General features: G+C 27.6%; 21 protein-coding genes and 1 pseudogene. 7 read left to right on the plus strand and 15 right to left on the minus strand.

Annotation, left to right across the window (positions count from 1 at the left end; all coding sequences use genetic code 11):
* Positions 1-57: 57 nt before the first annotated feature.
* Positions 58-903: a hypothetical protein gene (locus B3603_RS05790; RefSeq protein ID WP_291561837.1), complete on the minus strand. Its 846-nt coding sequence runs from the start codon at positions 901-903 to the stop codon at positions 58-60.
* A gap of 480 nt (positions 904-1,383) precedes the next feature.
* Positions 1,384-1,644, minus strand: coding sequence for a topoisomerase DNA-binding C4 zinc finger domain-containing protein (locus tag B3603_RS05795; RefSeq protein ID WP_291561840.1), 261 nt, complete (start codon positions 1,642-1,644; stop codon positions 1,384-1,386).
* 111 nt (positions 1,645-1,755) lie between these two features.
* Between B3603_RS05795 and B3603_RS05800 the strand changes: the two genes are divergently transcribed.
* A complete protein-coding gene (locus B3603_RS05800; RefSeq protein ID WP_291561842.1) occupies positions 1,756-1,974 on the plus strand; it encodes a helix-turn-helix domain-containing protein in 219 nt (72 codons plus the stop codon).
* Positions 1,975-2,033: 59 nt separating this feature from the next.
* Here the strand turns inward: B3603_RS05800 and B3603_RS05805 are convergent, their stop codons facing one another.
* Positions 2,034-4,232 (minus strand): type IA DNA topoisomerase, encoded by a 2,199-nt coding sequence (locus B3603_RS05805; protein ID WP_291561844.1) that lies wholly within the window; start codon positions 4,230-4,232, stop codon positions 2,034-2,036.
* Between the two features lie 124 nt (positions 4,233-4,356).
* Between B3603_RS05805 and ltaE the strand changes: the two genes are divergently transcribed.
* Both ltaE and B3603_RS05815 read left to right on the plus strand, forming a co-directional pair.
* Complete coding sequence (gene ltaE / locus B3603_RS05810) at positions 4,357-5,394, plus strand: low-specificity L-threonine aldolase (RefSeq protein ID WP_291561846.1); 1,038 nt, start codon at positions 4,357-4,359, stop codon at positions 5,392-5,394.
* A gap of 77 nt (positions 5,395-5,471) precedes the next feature.
* Entirely contained in the window at positions 5,472-5,627 is a 156-nt protein-coding gene (locus B3603_RS05815; protein WP_291561848.1) for a hypothetical protein, read from the plus strand.
* 639 nt (positions 5,628-6,266) lie between these two features.
* Here the strand turns inward: B3603_RS05815 and ppaX are convergent.
* From ppaX to B3603_RS05840, 5 genes are all read right to left on the minus strand, one after another.
* Entirely contained in the window at positions 6,267-6,896 is a 630-nt protein-coding gene (ppaX, locus tag B3603_RS05820) for a pyrophosphatase PpaX (protein WP_291561850.1), read from the minus strand.
* A gap of 21 nt (positions 6,897-6,917) precedes the next feature.
* Positions 6,918-7,619 (minus strand): hypothetical protein, encoded by a 702-nt coding sequence (locus tag B3603_RS05825; protein WP_291561852.1) that lies wholly within the window; start codon positions 7,617-7,619, stop codon positions 6,918-6,920.
* A 226-nt stretch (positions 7,620-7,845) separates the two neighbouring features.
* Positions 7,846-10,119: a VIT and vWA domain-containing protein gene (locus tag B3603_RS05830; protein ID WP_291561855.1), complete on the minus strand. Its 2,274-nt coding sequence runs from the start codon at positions 10,117-10,119 to the stop codon at positions 7,846-7,848.
* Between the two features lie 187 nt (positions 10,120-10,306).
* Positions 10,307-11,251: a dipeptidase gene (locus B3603_RS05835; RefSeq protein ID WP_291561857.1), complete on the minus strand. Its 945-nt coding sequence runs from the start codon at positions 11,249-11,251 to the stop codon at positions 10,307-10,309.
* A gap of 103 nt (positions 11,252-11,354) precedes the next feature.
* Positions 11,355-12,347, minus strand: a complete 993-nt coding sequence (locus tag B3603_RS05840) for a WG repeat-containing protein (RefSeq protein ID WP_291561859.1) — start codon at positions 12,345-12,347, stop codon at positions 11,355-11,357.
* Between the two features lie 572 nt (positions 12,348-12,919).
* Between B3603_RS05840 and B3603_RS05845 the strand changes: the two genes are divergently transcribed.
* Positions 12,920-14,131 (plus strand): 6-phosphofructokinase, encoded by a 1,212-nt coding sequence (locus B3603_RS05845; protein ID WP_291561861.1) that lies wholly within the window; start codon positions 12,920-12,922, stop codon positions 14,129-14,131.
* A 178-nt stretch (positions 14,132-14,309) separates the two neighbouring features.
* On the opposite strand, the gene B3603_RS05850 is transcribed toward B3603_RS05845, so the two are convergent.
* The 6 genes from B3603_RS05850 to B3603_RS05875 form a co-directional block, all read right to left on the minus strand.
* Positions 14,310-15,647, minus strand: coding sequence for an APC family permease (locus B3603_RS05850; protein ID WP_291561863.1), 1,338 nt, complete (start codon positions 15,645-15,647; stop codon positions 14,310-14,312).
* Between the two features lie 1,201 nt (positions 15,648-16,848).
* On the minus strand, positions 16,849-17,520 hold the full coding sequence (locus B3603_RS05855; protein ID WP_291561865.1) for a prepilin peptidase: 672 nt from the start codon (positions 17,518-17,520) through the stop codon (positions 16,849-16,851).
* A gap of 13 nt (positions 17,521-17,533) precedes the next feature.
* Complete coding sequence (locus tag B3603_RS05860) at positions 17,534-17,959, minus strand: prepilin-type N-terminal cleavage/methylation domain-containing protein (RefSeq protein ID WP_291561866.1); 426 nt, start codon at positions 17,957-17,959, stop codon at positions 17,534-17,536.
* Between the two features lie 212 nt (positions 17,960-18,171).
* Positions 18,172-19,866: an adenine deaminase gene (ade, locus tag B3603_RS05865; RefSeq protein WP_291561869.1), complete on the minus strand. Its 1,695-nt coding sequence runs from the start codon at positions 19,864-19,866 to the stop codon at positions 18,172-18,174.
* A 19-nt stretch (positions 19,867-19,885) separates the two neighbouring features.
* Positions 19,886-20,299 (minus strand): hypothetical protein, encoded by a 414-nt coding sequence (locus B3603_RS05870; RefSeq protein ID WP_291561871.1) that lies wholly within the window; start codon positions 20,297-20,299, stop codon positions 19,886-19,888.
* A gap of 152 nt (positions 20,300-20,451) precedes the next feature.
* Positions 20,452-21,180, minus strand: coding sequence for a ribonuclease H-like domain-containing protein (locus tag B3603_RS05875; RefSeq protein ID WP_291561874.1), 729 nt, complete (start codon positions 21,178-21,180; stop codon positions 20,452-20,454).
* Positions 21,181-21,519: 339 nt separating this feature from the next.
* On the opposite strand from B3603_RS05875, the gene B3603_RS05880 reads away from it, so the two are divergent.
* Genes B3603_RS05880 through B3603_RS05890 form a run of 3 tightly spaced genes read left to right on the plus strand, consistent with a single transcriptional unit; the run spans position 21,520 to position 23,703 of the window.
* Positions 21,520-21,753: a FeoA family protein gene (locus B3603_RS05880; RefSeq protein ID WP_291561949.1), complete on the plus strand. Its 234-nt coding sequence runs from the start codon at positions 21,520-21,522 to the stop codon at positions 21,751-21,753.
* The gene (feoB, locus tag B3603_RS05885) at positions 21,753-23,528 is read left to right on the plus strand and encodes a ferrous iron transport protein B (protein ID WP_291561875.1); all 1,776 of its coding nucleotides are present in this window, start codon (positions 21,753-21,755) and stop codon (positions 23,526-23,528) included. The genes B3603_RS05880 and feoB overlap by 1 nt, the downstream gene beginning before the upstream one ends.
* Positions 23,529-23,541: 13 nt before the next feature.
* Complete coding sequence (locus tag B3603_RS05890; protein WP_291561876.1) at positions 23,542-23,703, plus strand: FeoB-associated Cys-rich membrane protein; 162 nt, start codon at positions 23,542-23,544, stop codon at positions 23,701-23,703.
* A 139-nt stretch (positions 23,704-23,842) separates the two neighbouring features.
* Here the strand turns inward: B3603_RS05890 and B3603_RS23330 are convergent.
* Positions 23,843-24,331, minus strand: a pseudogene (locus tag B3603_RS23330) (transposase); the annotation flags it as partial.
* Positions 24,332-24,589: the final 258 nt, after the last annotated feature.

The raw sequence follows: 24,589 nt of genomic DNA on the forward strand, positions 1-24,589 counted from the left end.
AAAAGACATCTTAAAATAAAAGATGCCTCATATGTACAAACTCACTTTTTATTCAATTTATTTAGACTTTGAAGCAATTTCAATATTTTTTTGATGCTCTGGATCAGAAACTGCTTCCACACTACCATCTTCATGTCTAGTACTATTTAAAAAATGGATATCACAAACACCGTCCATATTATTACCTTTAACTACGTCTAAATTCTGTCCTGTACCATATCCATCTGATAAATCAGGAGCCTGTGAAAGTGCAGGGTAATCATCATTTCCAGCATGAGGCATTCCTGCCATAGACGCTGCTATTCTTCTACCATTAATTTTTATAACTACCGGTCTTCTCTCCCAAGAAAACCCTCCCCAGATGCTTTTAATTACTTCTGTATCATTAGTAGTCAGTGCTTCAACATCTGCATGATTTGTACCAAAGGTTCTTTTCATCTTAAAGACCTTACCAGTATAAATATCTTCAACTTCAGCTACTGAACCAATAGGATATAAATATTGTGCTTCACTCCACCAATCCAAATTTTCTATGTTGGGTTTAGAAGGTTTCTGAATCATTTTTTCTGTTGATATAGTAGCACCTTTGGGTATTATTTGATTTTCATCACCATCCATGCTACCACCTCTTGAAAATACTATTCTTTCCTCCTCATTATATGTATTACCACTAGGCTCAATTTTTTTTGTTCCCTTAGGAACTTGCTCTTCTACACTATTATCTTTTACTGGAATGGAATTTTCCAAAGTAGATTGTTCTTCTATCGTTGAATTAATTGCACTATTCATAAATCTATCATATATATTAAAATCCTTATTATTTTCTATTCTTACAAGACTGGTTAAAATTATAGTGCTAATTAATAAACTCGACGATAAAATAATCTTTTTTACTTTGTTCATACTCAATTATTCTCCTTTTGTTCACAAGATACTTACTATTCTTCTTCAGGTCTTATGAATTTTTTAAATATATTTTGCATTAAATTTCTATAATTATTCTTATTAATTATAATGTAATGTTTTTGTAATCAAATCTTAATAAATTTGCTTATGTATTATTATATAATAAAATTGGGTAAATTTTAAGTAGAATTTTATGTAAATTAAGCTAAAAGCACAGAATTTATAAATTTTTATATATTCTGTGCTTTTTTAATTATTGGCGAGTATCGCAAATTAAATCTGCTTTATGATTTTTAATTTTATTTACGCCTTCTTTAGTAAATTTATATATGTAATTCAAAAACTTATCTCTACTAGCATTTCCTTTTTCCATATCAGCCAGTATAGTCAGTATCTAATAATTCTTTTATAGGGAAAATTTCTATAAGTTTTTTGCCTTTTTCAGTAGCATAACTTTTCTTCTATTGTACTTAAACCTTATATAATTTCTTTTACTTTTTTATTATTCTCCATCACTTCTTCTACTATTTCATCTATTCTCCCAATCTCTATTAAACAATTGTAATCTACACTTATTAATTCTAATTCTTCTAGCCTAATTTTCTTTTTACCAGTATCAATACTTCCTTTGCATTTAGAATAATTAGAACATCCCCAAAATGCTCCATATCTTCCTTTTTTCAAAATCATGTCCCTTCCACAATTCGGACAATTTTTAAGTTCCTTATCTTTATTCAATAATAGCACCTACTTTTGCATAAAATATTACATTTGTGTGATTACCATACATTTTAGTCTCCGCTTTCATATAAAATTTATGCATAGTTTATACTAGAATAAGGTGATTTTATGAGTAATAGAAATGTTATTAGAAGCAACGTTAGATTATTAAGAAAAAAATTAGGTATTACACAAGAAGACCTCGCTGCTAGACTTAATATTTTAGAAATAGATATTGATAGACCTATGATTTCTAAAATTGAAAATAACTCAAGAGAAGTACTAGATTATGAAGTTAAGGCTTTAGCAAAAGCTCTTAAAGTTTCAATTAATGATTTATTTAAATGATATTATTTATGTTTAATATAAAAAGCTTTAGTAACATTCTTTGTTACTAAAGCTTTTTCTTAATCAATAAATTCTATACTCCAGTTAAAATATCCCGTTTCCTCATTTCTTTCATACTTAAAGTATGCACTGAAAGTATTTCCTTTTTTACTCTTAAGATTTCTAAACCCTACTTTACCATTTTGAAGTAATATCTTTACCATCTCTTTAGATACTACTTTTCCAAACGAAGCTATATATTTATCATCTTTCCAGATTGTATATCTACACCCATTTTTCCAGTTAGTACATCCAAAGCTTTTTTCAGCTTCTATTATCGCATTCCCACATATAGGACATTTACCAATAATCTCTTTTCCTTCTGGTAATTGAACTTTAAATTTATGTAGAAGTGAATTGTCATTTTTTATTTTATCTACTGATTGTGTCGTGAAATCATATATAAAATCCAAGAAATCCTCTTTTTTATATTTACCTTTTTCTATATCTGATAGTGTCTTTTCTAACTTTCCTGTATATTCCAAATCCAAAAGTTCTTTTGCAGGAAAGATTTCAACTATAGTTCTGCCAAGTTCAGTTGTAATTAAACTCTTACCTTTTGCTTTAATATATCCAATATCTTTAAGCTTATTAATAGTTTCAGCCCTAGTTGCAGGAGTTCCTATACTAAATCCACTTAATATTGCATTCATCATTTCATCTGTATTAGTTTCATCATCTAAACTTTCATCTTTATCCTCTTTATCATTTTTAAAATTTTTACCACAGGTCTCCATAACCCTTAAAAGTGTTTTTTCCGTATGATACTTAGGTGGTTTTTTAGTAACCTTATTAACCTTATTATCAGTAATATCAAGATTTTCATCTTTCTGCACTAATGGCAAAATTGTATCCTTAGTATCTATTTTTTCAACAACTCTCCATCCTTTAATAATTTCAACTTTACCTTTTGCAATAAACTCTCCAGGAACTTTCTCATCATTTACCTTAATAGTTATTTTAGTTTCTTCAAATTCAGCTACAGGCATAAATTGCATAATAAATCTATTCTTTATAGCATTATATACATCTTGTTCATCTGTGCTTAACCCCTTTGGAATTACATAGGTAGGAGTTATAGCACTATGACTTTCTACCTTAGAATTATCAAAAACTCTTTTTGATTTTACAAACTTAACTTGCTCTTCATAAGGCAATCCCTTTTTTAGATTTTCTAAGACTTTCTTCACTTTATCTTCTAAACTTTCTTCCAATACAACGCTAGCTGTTCTCGGATATGTAATAAATTTCTTTTCATAAAGACTTTGAGCAACCTTTAATACTTTATCCGAAGTCCACCCCTTATATTTACTTGTTATGTATCCTTGCAAGTTAGACAAATTAAATAATGGTTGTGGATATTCTCTTTTCTTTTCAATTTCTTTGTCAATAACTACCCCACTTTTATCAACTAATATCCTACTAATCTCATCTAAATATTCTTTTTTCTCAAACTTTTCATTAGAATTTTCATAATAAAGAGTCTCAAACTCAGTATTATCTTTCGATTTATAAGTAGTTGATAACTTATAGTAAGAACTAGCTTGGAAATTTTCTATTTCTTTATCTCTATCATAAATAATTTTTAATGTTGGTAAAAGCACTCTTCCAATATTAATTACTTTTCTATCTTTTCCAGTTCCTCCGTAACGTAATGTTGCGACTGAAGTTAAATTAATTCCAATTACCCAATCTGCTAACTGTCTTCCAATACCTGCATCCTGTAATGGTTTCATTTCTGAATTAAGTTTTAAATTTTTTATTCCTTTTTTTACTTCTTCTTCCGTCCACTCGTTAAGGAGTATTCTATATATAGGTTTGTTTACATTGAAATGTATGAACAATTCATCCGAAATAACCTGTCCTTCCCTATCAAAATCTGTTGCAGATATTATTCCATCAACATCTTCTCTATCTATTAAACTTTTTATTATATTAATTTGCTTTTCTGCACCTTTATCTACAATATTTCTATTGTAACTATCACACTTGATCTTATATCTAAAATCACTAGGTATAAATGGGAACTTTTCCATTCTCCATCCTATCATATTCTCGTCATAATCCTTTGCATCAAACAATTGTAAAAGATGACCAAAAGCCCATGTTATTATATACTCTTCTCCCTCTATATATCCATCTTTTCTAATTTTACACTTTAATGCCTCTGCTATATTTCTAGCTACAGAAGGCTTTTCTGCTAATATAAGACTTTTCATTTAAATCACCACTCGTAAATTTATATTATTTTTTTATTATACCATATTTGGGATTTAATATTTTCTAATATAATGAAATAAACTATAATAGATGTTATAACCATAATATTTAGGGGGAAAACGTATGAAATTTATAGATTTAAGAAGTGATACTGTAACAGAACCTACTGACAAGATGAGAAAAGCTATGTTTAAAGCTATAGTAGGAGATGATGTCTATGAAGATGATCCTACTGTTAAAGAACTAGAACAATATGCTGCTAACCTAGTAAACAAAGATGCTGCATTATTTGTTCCTAGTGGAACCTTTGGAAATCAACTTGCACTTTTTACTCATTGTAATAGAGGTGAAGAAGTAATTTTAGGAGATAATTGTCATATTATAGCTCATGAAGTAGGAGGCGCTTCTGTAATTGCAGGAGTTCAGCTAAGAACTATAGATAATCCTAAAGGTATATTAAGTACATCTGAAATTGAGAAAAGAATTAGAAAAGAAGAGGATATTCATTTTCCTGATACTAGTCTTATTTGTATTGAAAATGCTCATTCTAGTGGTGTAGTTGTACCTTTAGACAATATGAGAGATATTTATACTCTAGCAAAGAAATATAATCTTAAAGTACATTTAGATGGAGCAAGATTATTTAATGCTGCTACTTATTTAAATGTTCATCCTTCAGAAATTACAAAATACACAGACTCGGTAATGTTTTGTTTATCTAAAGCATTATGTGCTCCCATAGGTTCTATATTGGCAGGTTCTAAAGAATTTATTGATAAAGCTAGAAAAAAAAGAAAGCTATTAGGTGGAGGATTAAGGCAAAGTGGATTTTTAGCTGCTGCTGGCTTAGTAGCTTTGAAAGAAATGATAAATCCTTTAAAAATTGATCATGAAAACGCATTGTTATTAGCTAATGAACTTGAAAAAATTCCTGGTATTGAAGTTAATAAAAAAGATATACACATAAATATGGTATTCTTTAGCTTAGAGAATACTGGAATTGATGGACAAACAATCGTAGATGAATTATACAAAAAAGGAATTAAAAGCAATGGCGAAGAAGATGGCTTAATGAGATTTGTTACCCATCATTGGATTACTAAAGAAGATATTTATTATACTTGTAGCATATTAAAAGATATTATTAATAAAAACAAGTAGTTTTCTTAATTGTTAACAAAAAATTAAGAATACGAAAAATTATTTTGGTAACCATATTAGTATACAGAGGATGTAAAGTGGTTGAGCCAAGAGTGTTTGTAGGCTGGAAATGGCTTTATAACATTCGGTCAAAGGTGTATATGGGAGTGAAAATTCTTATATGGGCTGGAGAGAAGACTATTATAGGTGGTGAAGTGCTGTGTATGTGCATAACTGTATATACAGGGTTTTAAACTATGTATAATGGTCGAGCTAAGATAACTTAGGTTGCCGCAGGCATAAGGTATCCTCTTAGAAATGCTAGACCAATACTTTAGTCTATTTTTCATCATACTGCGCTGTCATACTATGCCCATAGATTCACTATGAGTAGAATCTGGCACCTTGTCTGATGAGGCATGTTTTAAGAAATAACTAGTCAGTATGCTCATTTATTTTGTATCATGCCCTGTTGTCAGAACTCCATTGTAGCTAGACTACCGTGAAAACCTGTCTACCTGTCTGATACAAAATATATGTCTTATCTTTAACTAGATATTTTATTCCATGTGCCTAAAATATACTAATATCTTTGGTTTATTATTTTCTTTTAGATGCCTAATTAAAAGCTAAGGGTGTTACTTAGTCGAAAGATTAATTAATGCTCTACAGGTATTCTATTTTGTCGAGTAAAGATGTATGTAGGTTGTGTAATGTTTATATGTAGTCGAAGGATTATATATGGATGTGTAATGATGTACATATGTTGTAGCGTAGACTACTTTGGGTTCTCAAAAATCCCTAGGGTAAAGACAGGCACCTGTTAATAGCCTGTCTTTTAAATTTTTATAATAATCTTAACTTAAATATAATTGCTATCGCTTTATTACTAATTAAAGTATATTTAATAATTCCCTCATATCATCAATAGCATAATCAGGTTCATGTTTTAAGACCTCTTCTAAAGGAATAAATGTATATTTAACTAAACAAGTTTTTGTATTAGCAGCTTTTCCAGATAAAATATCATTATGACTATCTCCTATCATTATCGCTTCCTCTGGTTCTATATTTAAAAGCTCTAGCGCCTTTAGCACTGGTTCTGGATCAGGCTTATGCTTCTTAGTATCTTCTGGTGTTACTATTGCATCAAAATACTTTTCCAAGTTAAATAGTCTTAATCCTCTTAAGGCAGTGTTACGTCTTTTTGATGTTACTATCGCTAATTTATATCCTCTGTTTTTTAATTCTATAAGCGCTTCTTCTACACCATCATAACCCTCTGTATAATCATCATGTATAGTTGCACAGTATTCTATGTATGCATTTACAAGTTCTTCAGTTCTTTCTTCACAGTATTTAGACATAGTGTAAGACAGTGGCTCCCCAAAATATCTAATGAGCTCGTCATCCCCTACTTTTAAACCTAAGTTATTATTTAAAACATATTTAAAACTTTCTAATATTAATGTATTTGTATTAATTAAAGTTCCATCTAAATCAAACAATATAGCTTTAATCATAAAATTTCTCCTCCTTCTAAATCAATTTTTCATCTTATCCAATGGCACATAATACTTAGAATATCTATTATTATATTTATCACTGTACATGCCTTTATCATCCCTAACCATTACTACAGCATTCTTATTTATTTTATAAAGTATTCCTTTTAATAAAACTCCATTATACTTAAAGGTCACAGTACTCCCTAAAGTAATATTAGAATTTTCCATAAATATCTCACTGTCAGTAGGTAATCTATGATAAATATCGCTATGACCAAAAAGATTTACACTTAAAGATTTAAATCTTGTAGTTTTGCAACTTGATTTTTTATATTTATAAAACTCGATTAAGTGGCATATTTCATGCTCAAAGATTATCATCATTGCTTCAATTACATCTTTCGTTACAATTCCTGAAACTATTTTTTCTCTATTGGTTTTATTATAGTTTTTTAGAAAGTTTAAACTTAGTTTTATCTCAAAGCTTTCACTTATTGAATTTCTTTTATATATGGTTTTTCCTGCTGCTTTTGTCATTTTATTTGATAATGAAAAACTAATATTTTTAATAAAATCCTCACTAAAATAACCTGATAAGAAATTACTATTATAAAGCTCAAATAAAACTCTTAAATGTAACGGCTTTATACTTGCAATATTACTACTATTTAAACCTGTAACTTCTTTAAATGTAATATATATTTTATATCTTATATCATTAATTTCTTCTTTCTTCATTTTAATTACCCAAATATATTCTCTCTTAAATAAGTTATAATTGATAGTATATCACAGTATACACTTATTAGTCTAATAAGGCATCTTCAAAAAATAAAAAGTCAGCATGCTAGAATATTTTGTGACATACTGCGTTGTCAGACACAAAATATTCTTACATCCTTGACTAATTATTTTATTTCAGATACCTAAAATAAAACTGCTGAATTTTCAGCAGTTTCATTTACTAACTTTTTAATATTGCTTTATCAATTAATGAACTTAAAGAATGATCTTTATTTTCAGCTTTTTCTATAAAGCTTGTAAAGTGACTTTCTATATCTTCTATATCAATATCTCTAAGCTTAATGACTTCTTCTAAAGATTTAATTTTTCTTTCGAAATCCTCTTTCTTTTCAGATTTTATGATCCCCCTATTTAATGAGGACTTTAATGCTAAATATAAAAAGCATATAGTATTATCATCATAATTATTCTTTGATTCTTCAAAATCACCTACAATAAAATTTAGAGATTTATTTAATAGATTTTTATATATAGAAATATCCTCTTTACCTAATGTAAAAGCTAATATACCTTTTATTGTAGACATTACTTTATCAATTTGATCTTCTTGTAAGGAGTTTGCAAAGGCTCCACTAGCAAATTGATGTGATGCTAGAATTCTTAGTAGTTCTCCCCTTAATGCTTTTGATAATTCTGCTTCATCAAATTGCGGTTCATCAAAATAATGTCTATAATAAAAATTAGATGCTAATTGTGTACCTTCTCCCTCATCATACTTAATTTTTACTGGTAAAAATTTTTTAAATCCTATTCCTAACACAGGATCATAAAGTTGCTCCATCAATATAAATGATGTTTCACTGCTCAGCACTCCTATACGTTTTGATATCTCTATAAGCTTATTTTTCATAGCATTATAAGTTTCTCCACGTTCAAATCTTATCCTATTTTGTAAAGACTGTATCCTCTTTTTATACCATACTTTTTCAATTAAATTCATATTTTCTTCAAGTTCTAAATTACTTAAACTTATTCGTCTTTGTACTCTTCTATTTCCAACTTTTCCTCTTAAAGTTACAATTCCTTCTACCTGTCCTTGCACTTTAGCAAAAATAGAAAATAGTTCCCCATCATACATATATTCAATAGTTCTTGGATAAGTTCTTTCAACTTCAACCAAACCCCAATCAATTTCAATATCCGTAATTTGTAATCCTCTAATTCTATTAAATTGCTTTAAAATACTATCTTCAATTCTTTCATTATTATTAATAAATTCAGCTTTACCATAAGTAATTTGAGCTAATTTATTAATAAAATAAGTATTAACGGAGGCATCTATGCCAAATGGGAAAATTCTGCTTTCAATACAATGTTCATCTACATAATCTAATATTTCTTTCTCATTATCTACAATATCATCAGTAAATAATAAAATAGTATTTTCTTCTCCTAAAGCTTCATTTTTTAAAGCATATTTAATTCCTTCAAAAATAACTGCATCATCTTCACACTGTAGTTCATCTATCCACATAGAAGCTTTGATTAAATTTTCTTCGTTATATTCTACTCTTCTGTCTTCTGAGAAATAATTAAGCCTATCTCCCATTGCAATTATATTAAAAGTATCTTCTTTAGATAAATTTCTTAAGCAAAGCTGAAGTGCATTTTTAGCTTCTAAAAGCTTTTTTCCTTCCATTGAACTTGATATATCTACCATAAATATATAATTATCAATTTTATTTTCCTTAGAAGGTTCTATATCAGGTATGAATCTTAGATAAATTATACTATTATTTTCCTTAGAATTTTCATATATCATCCCAGTAGTTTCTTCAAAAGTTTTTTCCTTTAAATAAATTATCATATCTTTATCTAGATTTTCCTTAGCTGAAGCTAAAGTAATTTTATATAAATAATCATTACCTTCTTCCACTTTTATTTTATGAGTGGTACTTATAAATTCCATATCAGTAAAAGATTCAACTAATAAATTTAAGTATAATTTATAATTATTCTTTTTAACTAAATTTTCATTTGAGTCTATATTGGTTGGTGGTATTATTCTAGGAATAGTTAGCTTTAATTGCTCATTATCATAAGCTAATTCTTCAATATATGATATCTTTATATTAATACTTTCTCCAGCTAATATTTTTCCCATAGAAATTCTAAAATCATTAGCATTAAATTCTTCTAATAAAAAATTAGAATTGTCATCCTTTATATTATTATAGATTTTATCAACTTCCTTTTTGTCTTCTATAATACCTTTTATACTTCTTCCCCCAATATTTGCTTCAAAGCCTGACAATACTGATGTTTCTGGTATAGGAAAAGTGTATATTGCCTCTACATCACTCTTGCCTTTATTTTCATATATATGATCTATAGTAAATTCTACAAACTCGCCACATACATTACCAGTAATGTTTACCTTTTTAAGTACTATATTGCTTTCAACTCTGTCATATGAAAATTTTGGATATTCCATTCAAACCTCTCCTTTTTTAAACTGGAAACTCTATTAAAAATAATTATATATATTTAATTCTACCAAATAAATAATGAATTGCATTAAGACTTTTGTGAATTTTCTTTGAATTTTAATAAAAATAGAGCAAAGTTTCTTGCTCTATTCGTATCTATTATATATTATACTAATTTTTCATATAAATATGCTATTTCATTACTTCTTTAATAACCCTAAGAGCATTTTTATAAAAGATCTTTTCTATTATAACGTCACTAAATCCTTCATTATTTAGTGCAACCAATAGTTTATCCATATCACCAATATTATCTATCTCTAGCCCTTTATCATCTATTCCATCAAAATCCGTACCTAGAGCTACAACTTCACTTCCACCTATATTAATTATATGCTTTATGTGCTTTACTATATCCTGAGTAAAGCTCCTGCCTTTAGTATTTAAAAAACTTTTTTCGAAATTTATTCCTGTAACTCCGCCTTTTTCCGCAAGCACTCTAATCATATCATCATTTAAATTTCTAGGATGATGACATATCTGCCTAGAATTAGAGTGAGATGCTACAAATGGTTTATTAGAGTATTTAGCAACATCGTAAAATCCCCCATCAGATAGATGAGAAACATCTATTATCATTCCTAAATTGTTCATTTCTCTTACACAATCTATACCAAATTCAGTTAATCCTTTGTTTTGTAATTCACTTTTGCAATTTGGAAATCCTATTTCATTAGTATAGTTCCAAGTTAATGTCATAAGCCTAACACCTAATCTATAGAAATTTCTTAAATTGCTAAGTTTACCTTGTATTACTCCGCCTTCTTCAATTGTTAAAAAAGCTGATATCTTATTATTATTAGTATTTTCTATAAGTTCTTGATAATTAGTTGCTAATCTTAACTTATCACTATTAGCTTGGATTTCATTATAAAATCTATCTAACATATCTAAAGCATATTTTAAAGGGTCATCTACCTCTTGTGCTTCTACAAACAAAGCAAAAAATTGAGCTATTGAATCACTTTTAACTAGTTTTTCAACATCTACAGAAAAATTATTTTTTCTTAAATTAACTTTATCCCCAGTATACATAAGCCTTCCTATAGTATCGCAATGTAGATCAATCATCTTCATATCATTCATCTCCCATTATAATCATTTATTTAATTGTATCATAAAAACTATTTTCACAGTATTATCCAAATTATATTGATTACAAATTTAAAGACTATTATTCTTAAAGTATACTTCCATCTTTTCTAATATACTGAGGTACTTCATTAACTATAATTTTAGCAATTCCATTGTAGAAGTTTTCGACTTCATCAAAAATAGGTTCTATAACAATATGATTGTTCATATCTATATAGCCCCATTTTTCATGAATTTGAACAGAGAATAATCCTTCACTATAGTCAAAAACATTGTCATATTCTATGGGAATTATAACATTTCCACTTTTATTTATAAATCCATATTTTTCCCCAATTGAGACTACTGCGTATTCTCCAGTGAAATTATCACTCCAATCATATTCAGGCTCTATGATAAAATTCCCACTTTTATCTATAAATCCATATTGATCTTTGAAACAAACAGCTGACAACTCTTCATTAAAACTATTGGCAAATTCAAAGTCTTTATCAAAAATCTTTTCTCCATTTTTATCTATGTAAAAAAACTTATCACCCATAGCTACTGCTGCTAAACCTTCATCGAAATCACTACCGTAATCAAAGTCAAAATCTATGGCTACATTACCATCTTTATCAATATATCCAAATTTTTCACCTTTTTTAACTAGTGCTAATCCATTTTCAAATTCATTTGCATCGTCAAAAGATGGACTTATTATCATTTTTCCTTCGTTATTTATATATCCAAATTTCCCTAGAATTTTAACAGCTGCTATCCCTTCAGTAAAGCCTTTTGCCTCTTCAAATTTTGTTTTAATAACCAAATCCCCATTTTTATTTATGTATCCATATTTATGATTTATTTCAACTACTGCCATGTCTTCATTAAAATAGTTTACATCATTATATTTAGGCTCAATAACTAATTTTCCATCCTTATTTATAAAACCGCATTTACCATCCAATTCTACTAGAGCTATGTCATCTTCAAACTCATCTGCAAAATCGAACTTAAAATCTATAATTGTTTTACCATTTCCATCTACATATCCATACATATCATTATTTTCTTTAGGATATAATTCATTTTCCATAACCTACACTCCTTCTATAACTATATATAGATGTACTATCTATATACTTATATACTTATTTTATTAATTATTTAGATTTCTACTCTACATAATTGAGAATTGACTATTGACAATGGAGAATCAAGGATACTTTTCTTTTATAAGAGAAGTTTTAAATTGATTTCTTCTTGAAGTTACACAGTAGCTTCTTAGTAACGGACTATATATCTAGTATTTTCATAGTATTAGTTAGACTTATTTGTATTGTTCAAAACTATACTGCACCTCAGGGGAACCCTAAAGGGTTTCACTACTGTTCCCAGAGGTAGGAAACTAACAATTATAATTATATTACTAGTAAAAAGTCTATTAAAGAAATTAATTTGTAAAAATTAATTTCAACCATAATTGTCAATTGTCCATTTTCAACTCTCAATTAAATAAAATAGTATATCTATATACATATTAAACTATTGTTATCATAATACAATATTCGTTATTTTACTACACAATATGATAATGCAATTGTAGCTACCACTATTATATATTATAATAAAATATGGTGTATATAATAGTGAGGGGAGATAATTAATATGAAAAATTGTTTAGTGGCCCAGTCCGGTGGTCCTACTTCTGTTATCAATTCAAGTGCTATCGGAATATTCGAAAAAAATTTAGAGTGTAAATATTATGATAATGTTTACGCCGGATTAAATGGTATTGAAGGTATTTTAAATAAAAATTTACTCAACTTATCAGAAATGCCAAAGGAAGTGGTAAGCGGGCTTAAGTACACTCCTTCTTCTGGACTTGGTTCTTGTAGGTACAAGCTTAAAAATTATGAAAACCATAAGGATGAATATGTAAAATTATTTGAGATATTAGAAGAATATAAAATTAGCACTTTTTTCTATATAGGTGGAAATGATTCAATGGACACAGTACATAAACTTAGTAATTATGCTAAAGAGTATAATATCAATATTAAATTTATAGGTGTTCCAAAAACTATTGATAATGATTTACCTATTATGGACCATACCCCTGGATTTGGTAGCGCTGCTAAGTTTATTGCTACTATAGCTTTAGAAAACAGCATAGACGCTAATGTCTATAATTCTAAAAATGTATTTATAATAGAAACAATGGGAAGAGATACTGGTTGGTTAGCTGCTAGTTCTTGTGTTGCCACTATAAATGGAAAATCTGTAGTGGACTTTATATACCTTCCTGAAATTCCTTTTAATATTGAAAAATTTGTAAAAGATGTTAATAGAAAACTTGAAGAAAAAAATACCGCTGTAATAGTTGTCTCTGAAGGTATTAGAACTGCTGATGGATCTTTCTTAGGAGAAATGTCTTCAACTGGATTAGATAAATTTGGTCATGCACAACTTGGTGGAGTATGTAATTATCTTAAAAATTTATTAAAAGAAAATGGAGTAAAAAAAGTAAGAGCTATAGAACTTTCTACAATGCAAAGGTCAGCTATGCACTTTGCATCAGAAACTGACATTCAAGAGGCCTATGATATTGGTTCCTTTGCACTAGAGTATTCTAAAGAAGGCGAAAGTGGCAATATGGTTGCTATAAAAAGAATTTCTAACACTCCTTATAAGTCAGAACCTTTTGCACTTCACACATCAGAAGTTGCAAATAAAATTAAATATTTCCCTAAGGAATGGATAAATCTAGAAGGTAATAACGTTACTGTAGAAGCTTATAATTATACCTTACCACTTATTCTAGGAGAGTCAAAAATTGAATATGAAAATGGACTTCCAAAATATTATACTGTAAGATAATACTGAAAAGTTTAAATATATAATAGATGTGCTATTTAAAAATTTAAATTGAAAACATATAACCGCTTTTGATTATTTAAACATAAAATAATCAAAAGCGGTTTATTCTTAGCTTTCATATTACTAATTTATATTATTATAAATTAAAAATTTATTTAATTTTAACCTCTTTAATAAATTAAAGTTTTGCTGTTTCTTTTTGATTTTTTAGCTTTAAGTAAACATAAATTGGCATTCCTGCTACCGCTAATAAAACTACATAAAATGCTACTTTCAATCCTGATCCATAAATTGCCCATACTGCATATATTAATCCTATTATTGGTATTATACTCTTTTTTACTATTTGTTTTTTCGTTAAAGTTCCCTGTTTTCTCATAATAACCATGTCTGACATTATTGTGATTGCGTATATAGGCAAATATGTTAATGTTGCAATTAAAGTTATTATATTTAACGCTCCTACAAATCCATTAGAAAAGTTAAGAAGTAAAACTAAATTTGTAATTACTGAACTCAATATTAATGCTTTATATGGAGTTCCATACTTCTCATGACTAGCTGAAAATACTTTAGGGAATATTCCATCGCTACCAGCAGCATAAGCAATTCTCGCTGAAGAGAATATCCATCCTATGGCTGTTCCTGTTATTGATATAACTATTGATATATTAATAAAATTTATAATTCCTTTTCCAAAATATTGAGTTAATATGTCTGATATTGGAGCTGTACTTTTAGCTATTTCACTTTGTGGCATTGCACCCATTGCAAAAAAGCTTAGTGCTAAATAAAATAAACAGGCTAATAATATTCCAAAAATTGTACTCTTTGCTACATTTTTTCCTGGATTTTCAATATCCCCTGCTGCAATACTTGAAGATTCAAGTCCTATAAATGCCCATAATGTTACTGTTGCTGCTGTTGATATTGTATTTACCCCTTCACCACTTGGAAACATTGGTGTTATATTGTTTACGTCAAAATGAGTTCCAGCTACTACTATAAATATTAATAATATAGAAAGCTTAAATACAGTTATTATACTTGCTATATTACCTGTCAGTTTTACACCTTTTATATTTATAAGAGTTAATCCCCAAAGTATAGCTGAACAAAATAAAAATCCAACTAAATGATTATTAGCTATAATTGGGAAAACTGCACTAGAATAACTTCCTATTGCTATAATTACTGCTGCATTTCCTATAACTGAACCAGTCCAATACAGCCATGCATTTGTAAATCCAACGAATTCACCAAAGGCTTCTTTTGAGTATTCATAAGGCCCTCCAGTCTTTGGAATAACACTTCCCAATCTTGCAAAGCTTAATGCTATAAATACTGATCCTACTCCAGTCAAAAGCCATGCTATTAATGTTGAACCTGGTCCTGCTACATTTGCTAAAGTAGTTGGTAACATGAATATTCCTGAACCAATCATATTTCCTACAACTAGTGCAGTTGCTGCAAAAAGACCCATTTTCTTCTTTTGCGACGTGTTTGAGTTTTTCATCTTTTGTCCTCCTTGTTAATTTTCATTAGTTAATTGCAGCTAAATAGTACTACTTAACTATGCTATAAGTTTTTCAGCACATATAGCTATTTTCTTAGTATTAAAATATGTAATTTCATGTGGAATAATTAAATAAATTAATGTCAGTTACATTAAATATAGAACAATTCACTAAAATCTATATGTGGATATTGGGTAATATCTTCAATTAGTTCTGATTTAAAATTGAATCTATTATTACTCTCTAATATTAAAAAGCTTTACTTCTAAATGTGTCTAAAATCTAATAAAATTTAAGTTATAATATGATTGCTTATTATTGTTACAAAGTTTTTTAATACGGCTTGTCCACTATTGTAAGCTCTTAGTTTTAAATTTATAAAATAAATGCTTTAATTTTATATTCCATATTGATATTACATTATTTCACTTAACTTAATTAATAAAGTAAATGTTTTCATTTTTTCTTATTATACTTTGATTGCTTATTATTGTTATAAGCTTTTTTGAAACTCTTAACTTTTCATCTGTTTAAAATATTATGAAACATTATATTTTAAAAATTTATTTTGACAACTATTAATTTGTAAATATACTTTTAATAATCTGTTTTTAAACCTACTACTTTAAATTTAATTATTAAGATTAAAAAATCTTTCCTTTAAGATAATAAAAATGTTATAATGCTTCAGTCTATTATGTTTATTTTTCTAACTCATACTAAATCACATTATTTCTCAAAAGATATTATAGCATAATATTTTCTAACTTCAATTGATAATATGAAATTTATATAATAAATATTCATTTTTATTGTATATTTATTAATTTATGAAATACAGTATTGATTATTTTTTAAATGTAGTGAATCTAATAATTCTAATTATACCTATCTTAAATTCTTTCCAATATATATAAATTCAAAAACTATTTTTTATTATTAATTAGACTTTTCTTAAAATATGAAAAATTTTATTATACATAGCTTTTTTTATTTAAAAATATCCATCTACCATTTTACATTATCAACATTTTTTCGTCATAAGTCAACAAATTTATTACTTTTTCATAGCCTCCACATTTACCTTTTAATAACCACTGATTTTAATAAAAATTATCCTATGAGAAAGTAAGAAATTCAATACTTTGCAATTATTTTAATTTATCTATTACTATAAATTTCACCTAAGTAATTTAATATTTAATTACTAAAAATAAACTTTATAATAATATCCTTATATAATATTACAATAAAAGTAGCTATGGTTATAAAGGGTGTATAAGGAATAGTTTTTTTTCTACTTTCTCCCTTAGCTATCATGTATATACATATTATAGTAGCTAATATGTTAGCCAATGCAAAAATCAATATGCTGCTTGTTGCTCCTAGAAAGACTCCTATTATAATTGAAACTTCTAAATCTCCATATCCTATTACCTCTTTTTTATATATAGATTTAGTAACAAGAATCAATGCTAAAAAGATTCCCCCTCCTAATAGGGCACCAAGAATATAATCTTTAATAGGATATCCATTAATATATTCTATTATCATAAAGGCACTGCCTAAAATTATAGCCCCATAAGCAGTATTATCGTATACATATCTTGTATTAAAATCTATAACTCCAATTACAATTATGAAACATGATAAGGTATAAAGCTTTATCAATTGCAAGCATAATCCATATTTAATATACAAAAGTAAAAGCATAGTACCCGTTATCAGTTCTACGAATAAATTTTGAAAATTATATTCACAATTTTTTATTTTATTTTCTTCGTCATTTTTAATTGTTTCATTGATGCAAAAGTTTAAGAATTTCCCTAAAAAAATTCCAGTTATAAATATAAAGCTATATATTAATACCATGCTACCTCCACTTTTAATTACATGCTATTTCAAAAGTTTTAATATCTTTGCCTTCTGATACTTGTGTATCATTTTTTAGACTAGGATAAACCTGCCTAGTTCCCGTAAATATAAATATTTCTCCATCACTTTTTATATGAATAGAAAATTTATTTGGTAAATTATTATTAACTAAAGCTTGTTGTTTTATTTCTTCATTATTAAAATACTGTTTAACCACGGTTTCATCTATTTTAAGTACTGATTTTCCTTTTGATAATTCTGTATTTATTGCCATTGCTATATTTTTAGCAGTTGCTACATCTGCCTTTTGCTTAGCATTCTCCTGTATATTTCCGAATTTAGGTACAGCTATAAAAGCTAATATAGCAATAATTGATATAACCACTATTATTTCTATGAGAGTAAATCCCCCTCTTTTTTTCTTAGAATAACTCACTGTTTTACCTCCATTTTATTTATAGTACTCATTTAATTGTTATTATTGACAATTATAAGAATAAATAACATATTTTTTGCATTTTATATAATTATAACTTTGAAATTCTTATCAATATAAAAATTTTATATTGAGCCTTTCTAATATGAGCAATAAAAATAGAATGTTTTTTCGTAACAATAAAAAACATTCTATCATTCTTATAATTCTATTTATACAAATAAATCTATAAAACTTTCTGTACTAAATTCATACAGACCTTTAGTAGTTAGTTTAATTTCAGGAATCACTGGAAGTGATAAAAACGAAAGAGTTATAAATGGATCAAAATCCTGCTTTATTCCATAACTTCTTGCTATTCTATTAAGCCTTTTTACATTCTCACAAACGATATATGGTTCTTGAAATGTCATCAATCCTCCTATTGGAAGTGATAAGTGTGATATCAATTTGCCTTCAGAAACTATAACTATTCCTCCGCCTATAGTAATAAGAGAATTAACAGCTACCTCCATATCTTTATCATTATCGCCAATTACAATAATGTTATGAGAATCATGTGCAACAGTTTGGGCTATAGCACAATCTTTTAACCCTAATCCTTCAACATATCCTACAGAATATTTTTTACTTCTTCTATGTCGTTCAAATATTGCCAATTTTAAAACATCTCTACTATTTATTTTTGAAACATATCCATTTTCTGCTGAAATTTTTCTTATTTCTTTTATAGTCTCTAGAGATTGTGGTTTAACTTTTATCACATTAATTTCATTTCCTATAGCAGGAACTTTGAAATCATTAACTGATACAAAATCTAGGTTCATTGAAGTCTTAATATTATAAATAGCACTAGCCTTAGCATTTAATAATGGGTCTTTTCCATTTTTTAATACTCTTTTAATGTTTATTTGTTTAAGACTTTCAAAAATAACTAAATCCGCTTTATATCCTGGAGCTATAGCTCCAATGTTTTTTAATCCATAACACTGTGCTGCATTAAAAGTTGCCATTGTAAAGGCTTTAACAGGATCTATCCCCTCTCTTATGGCTATTCTCAAACAATTATCAATTGATCCTTCTTCCATTAAATCTTCTATATGTCTATCATCGGTACAGAATAAAAATCTATGGTAATTTTCATCTTTAATAGCTTTTAATAATGCTGTTAGATTCTTAGCTGCCGATCCTTCTCTCATCAATATATACATACCCTTTGAAATTTTATTTAAAGCATCTTTGTAATTTGAACATTCATGATCTGTCTTAACTCCACTAGTAATATAAGCATTTAATTCTATAGGAGATATTATTGGACTATGCCCATCTATAGGTCTGCCATTAAATGATTTAAGTTTACATAACATCTCCTCATTCTTATTTATAACTGACTTAATGTCCATTACCTCTCCTAATCCCAGGACTTTAGGATGGTCAGATAATTTTAGAAGTTCTTCGCAATTTAAAGTATATCCATTGTCTTCAAAACTTGTAGCAGGAACACAAGATGGCAACATAAAGTATATATCAATCATAGCATTTTCAGAATTTTTAAGCATAAATTCAATTCCCTTTATCCCCTCTACATTTGCTATTTCATGAGGATCTGCTATTACAGTGGTTACCCCATTTTTAATTGCTATTGAAGAGTATTTTTCTGGTGTTATCATTGAGGATTCAATATGAACATGGGAATCTATAAAACCTGGAGCCACATATTGTTCTGAACAATCGATTTCTATATCTCCCTCATAATTACCAATACCTATGATTGTATCATCACATATGCCTATATCTCCCTGTTCAATTTGTCCATTAAACACATTGATATAAAATGCATTCTTTAAAACTAGATTACACTTTACTTCTCCAAGACTCATCTCAATTTTTCCCTTTATTTTTTCCATCGCTACCCCTTTCTTATAACTAATTGTTATGATTTACATTTTCAATTGCGCCTATATAAGCTTTAATAATAGAGTCAGAATACTGTGGATTTAATTGTTTAATATATAAGCTTTCTTTAATTTTATTCATAATAATATTTATTACAGATTGCTTATATAAATAATCAACAGGTTTACCTTCTAATAGCAGCTCGACTTCATAAATTCGTATAGCCTTTTCATGCTCTATAGTAAAAGCTACATTGAATTTTTCTATTCTATTATTTTTATGCCTTAGATAAACAATACTGTCAATGTCTGGGGACAATGTTTTATTTTCGCTATTTATTCTAAAAAATCCTTTATATTTCCGTTTATTTAATAACTCTTCTACCTCTCTAAATGCATCTAATTTATTTTTTCTATTTGTTGATATATTAGTATTAGAAATCATTTTATATACCCCCTAAATATTTATGTAGTAACATATAAAATAATATGTAGAAGACTTATTATTTTTTAGATTATTACTATATTTATTACAGTATCTTATAATATATAACATAAAAATAATAAAAGCTGTAACTAAATGGATTAAAACACCATTTAGCTACAGCTATTGTTTTCAATAACTTTATAATCAATTTTCTCTTCGCATTTAACAATATTTTCTTCTTCAATAGAAGGAAATATATATTTATTCCAATTTACATATATATAAAACAAACTAACTACATCCTGCATATTGTATAGTAAAATTTTTTCTTTTTTATCTACAGGCATTCTATTAAAATATTCTTCATCTTTCATAATTTTACTAAAAGTTTTAGCTAAATTTGATCCGCTAATTATTTCACTTTCTCTTGTAATATTAAATTTACTTTCTAAATTTTTAAGTCCTATAGAAGTTTTCATAGATTTTTCGTAACATTTTTGTAAGTCTATATCTTTAAAATGCTCTTCTATTTTAAAATTTATCTTATGTTTCTCATACAAATAATTAATTACTGTAAAATCATTATTACCTGAAAAAGTTATTATATATTTCTTATTGTGCTCTTCAATCATAGTTTTAAAATAATCTTTTGATAATCTTAGAAGTTTTTTAAGTTCATATTTATTTTCGAGCATATATTGAGTTATTCTTAAAGAATTTTCATTCTCATCATAATATGCACTACCAAAAACCCCTATGCATATAGGCTTTTTATATACGTAATGCTCTAAATCAAAAAAAATAGCATCCTTAAATAAATCCTTTTTATCATTAAATATTAAACAATTCTCTTCCTTAAAATCCTCTACATAAATCACATTTTCTTTAATAATCACCATATCACTCTTTTCTAAATTAAAGTTACCAAAATAATTAATATATAATTCCTATTAAAATAATGGTAAATACAACATATTGATTATTATATCACATTCACCTATTTATTTTCTACAAATTATATACATGCAAAAACTTAAATTATCAGTATTTAAAAAACTTGCTATAACTTATTATTATTTCCAAATACTCTTTTAAATAACCTAATTTTCTAAAAAAATATTGACTTTTTCAATAAATAATCATATAATGATACTGATAATTGTTATCAACAAGAGGTGAAAATTATGAGCATTAATAATTTAAATTTAAGTAAAGCTGCTTATGTGGAAGTAAAAGACATGAGCATTAATGATTTAAAGCTAGGCGATATCGCTTATATACAAGGATTAAATTGTGATGAGAAATTGTCTAAAAGACTTTTAGCTTTAGGATTTATTGAAGGTACTAAAGTTATTATGAAAAAGGTTGCTCCCCTAGGAGATCCCATTATAATTAATTTGCGTGGAACGGATTTTGCTATAAGAAAAAAAGACGCAAGGAATATTTTTATAAAGATGGAGGGGAAAAATTAATGGTTACTGTTGCATTACTTGGTAACCCTAACGTAGGAAAAACAACTCTTTTTAATTCTCTTACAGGCTCTAACCAGTATGTTGGAAACTGGGCTGGGGTTACTGTTGATAAAAAAGAAGGTTACGTAGGAAAAAATGTTAAAATTGTAGACTTGCCTGGTATCTATGCTATGGATACATTTTCAAATGAAGAAAAAATCTCTAAACAATTTTTACAAAGTGATGAAGTTGATCTAATTGTAAACATTGTAGATGCTACAAATTTAGAAAGAAATTTATATTTAACTTCACAACTAACAGAATTTAAGAAACCAATGGTTTTAGTTGTAAATATGATAGATGTTGCTAAATCTAAAAATATCCATATAAATTTTGATTTACTTTCTAAAAAATTAGGAGTAAACATACTTCCTATTTCAGCTTCTAAATCAAAAGGTATTGAAGCCGTTAAAGAACTCCTAAACAGTAAAGATTTTAACAAATTGGATACAACAATAAATGTTAAGCATAATTTTAGTGGAATGAACGAATCTGAAGCATATGCTTATATAGAGAATATTTTAAATTCTTGTGTAGAATTACCAAAGACTAAAAAAGAATCTATAAGTGAAAAAATTGATAAGGTTGTATTAAATAAATTTTTAGCTTACCCAATATTTCTAGCACTACTATGGATTATATTTAAATTTACTTTTGAGTGGGTAGGTGCACCTCTTCAAGATTGGTTAGAAGGATTAATTACTGAAGATTTTGCAGGATTAGTTGGAGGACTTTTAGAAAATAGTAGTCCTTGGTTTAGTTCTTTAATAGTTGATGGTATCATTGGCGGTGTTGGAGGAATCATAACTTTCGTGCCAATTATATTAACTTTATTTTTGGGTATGTCTATATTAGAAGACAGTGGATATATGGCAAGAGCTGCTTTTATTATGGATAAGCTTATGAGAAAATTTGGCCTTTCTGGAAAAGCTTTCATTCCACTTATGATGGGATTTGGTTGTTCTGTTCCTGGAATCATGTCAGCTAGAACCCTTGAAAGTGAAAAAGATAGAAAGATAACTGCTCTAATACTACCTTTTATGTCCTGTAATGCTAGACTACCAATCTATGCACTATTTACCGGAGCATTATTTGCTAGTCACCAAACAGAAGTAGTATTTGGACTTTATTTACTTGGAATTTTAGTAGCATTTTTAGTAGCTATTATACTAAAAAATACTTTATATAAAAAAGGTGAAGAACCTTTTATAATTGAATTGCCTGAATATAAAGTACCTGAAGCTAAAACAGTACTTCATCATACTTGGGAAAAAGGTAAAGGTTTCTTAAAGAAAGCAGGAACAATTATATTTGCAATATCAGTTATTGTTTGGTTCTTACAAAGCTTTAATATGAGTGGTATGGCAGAAATTGATGAAAGCTTCTTAGCTTCTATTGGTAACTTTATTTCTCCTATATTTGCACCTTTAGGTTTTGGTACATGGCAAAGTTCTGTATCATTACTTACTGGACTTGCAGCTAAAGAAGTTGTTGTAAGTACAATGGGTGTGTTATATTCTGGAGAGTTAGAGGCTGCTATTGCAGCTAACTTTACTACTCTAAGCGCATTATCATTCTTAGCTTTCTCATTACTATATACTCCTTGTATTGCAGTAATAGGAGCTATGAAAAAAGAATTTGGTGGTAAATTCGCCTTCTTCTCTGCTGTTTACCAAATAGCAGTAGCTTGGATAGCTGCATTCCTTATATATAATATAGGAGGCCTTATATTTTAATTGAGGTGATAATATGATAGAAATCTTAGTAACAAGTGGTATTCTCATAACTTCAGCAGTTATATTATTTAAACAAATTAAGAAAAAAGGTAAAGGTGAATGTAACTGTGGAAGCTGTGCAGCAAAATGTCCTAACTACAAAGAAACAATTTCAATAAAAAAATCTAATCAATAAAAAGAGCATGACATGAGTCATGCTCTTTTTATTGATTAGATTTTTTTATGTAAACTGAATAATGAACTAAAGATAGTAAATAAATTACATGTCAAGAACACTCTTAATACGGGTGTGTTTTTTATATTAGCTGCAAACTTTAAGAAAGTCTTCCTTCATACATTATGAATAGTTCTCTATAAACTTTCCCCCAGTTTCTAAGTGGTAAATTCCATTTTTTTATGGCTCCAAAAGTTGCTAAGTACAATGCTTTAAGCAAAGAAGTGTCACTTTGAAATACGCTTTGCTGACGATTCAATCTACCATAAGTATTGTTAAGGATTTCAATAGCATTCGTTGCGTATATAACCTTACGTACATCAATTGAAAACTTAAATATAAGTTTATAACATCCTAATTAACTGACCAGCTTTTCATTTCATCGGGATAGTGTCTTTGCTATTTTTCAGTAACTTTAACTATATGAGCATGTCCTTGCTCTTCAGCTGGTGCATGATATATAGTTTTAAATCTGCAGCAAATTCTTTTTTACCTTTATAATAACATACTTCAAAGTATTACGAACTTAATGCACTATATATCGTTGATATTCAGTGTTAAGAAAAGCTACATTAATAGACTCCTTAATGCTTTCATTATAATCTTCTAATATTCTAAAATTATTATCATCAATTATTTTATTGAATATACATCTTCACGTCCATGATATAATAACCACTCCTTGTAATTATAAGTACATATAAATATAATATAATTATTTGTATATATCATATGTAACTACCTTAAGCATGTTCTAACTCATGACTGAAGTTACCATGGTTTCATCAAATAAAAAAATCTATTTTTCAAGTAATTCCTTATTAGATACTTGAAAAATAGATTTTTT

The organism is Clostridium sp. UBA2485, from assembly GCF_002341865.1.
Classification (GTDB): Bacteria; Bacillota; Clostridia; order Clostridiales; family Clostridiaceae; genus Clostridium_J.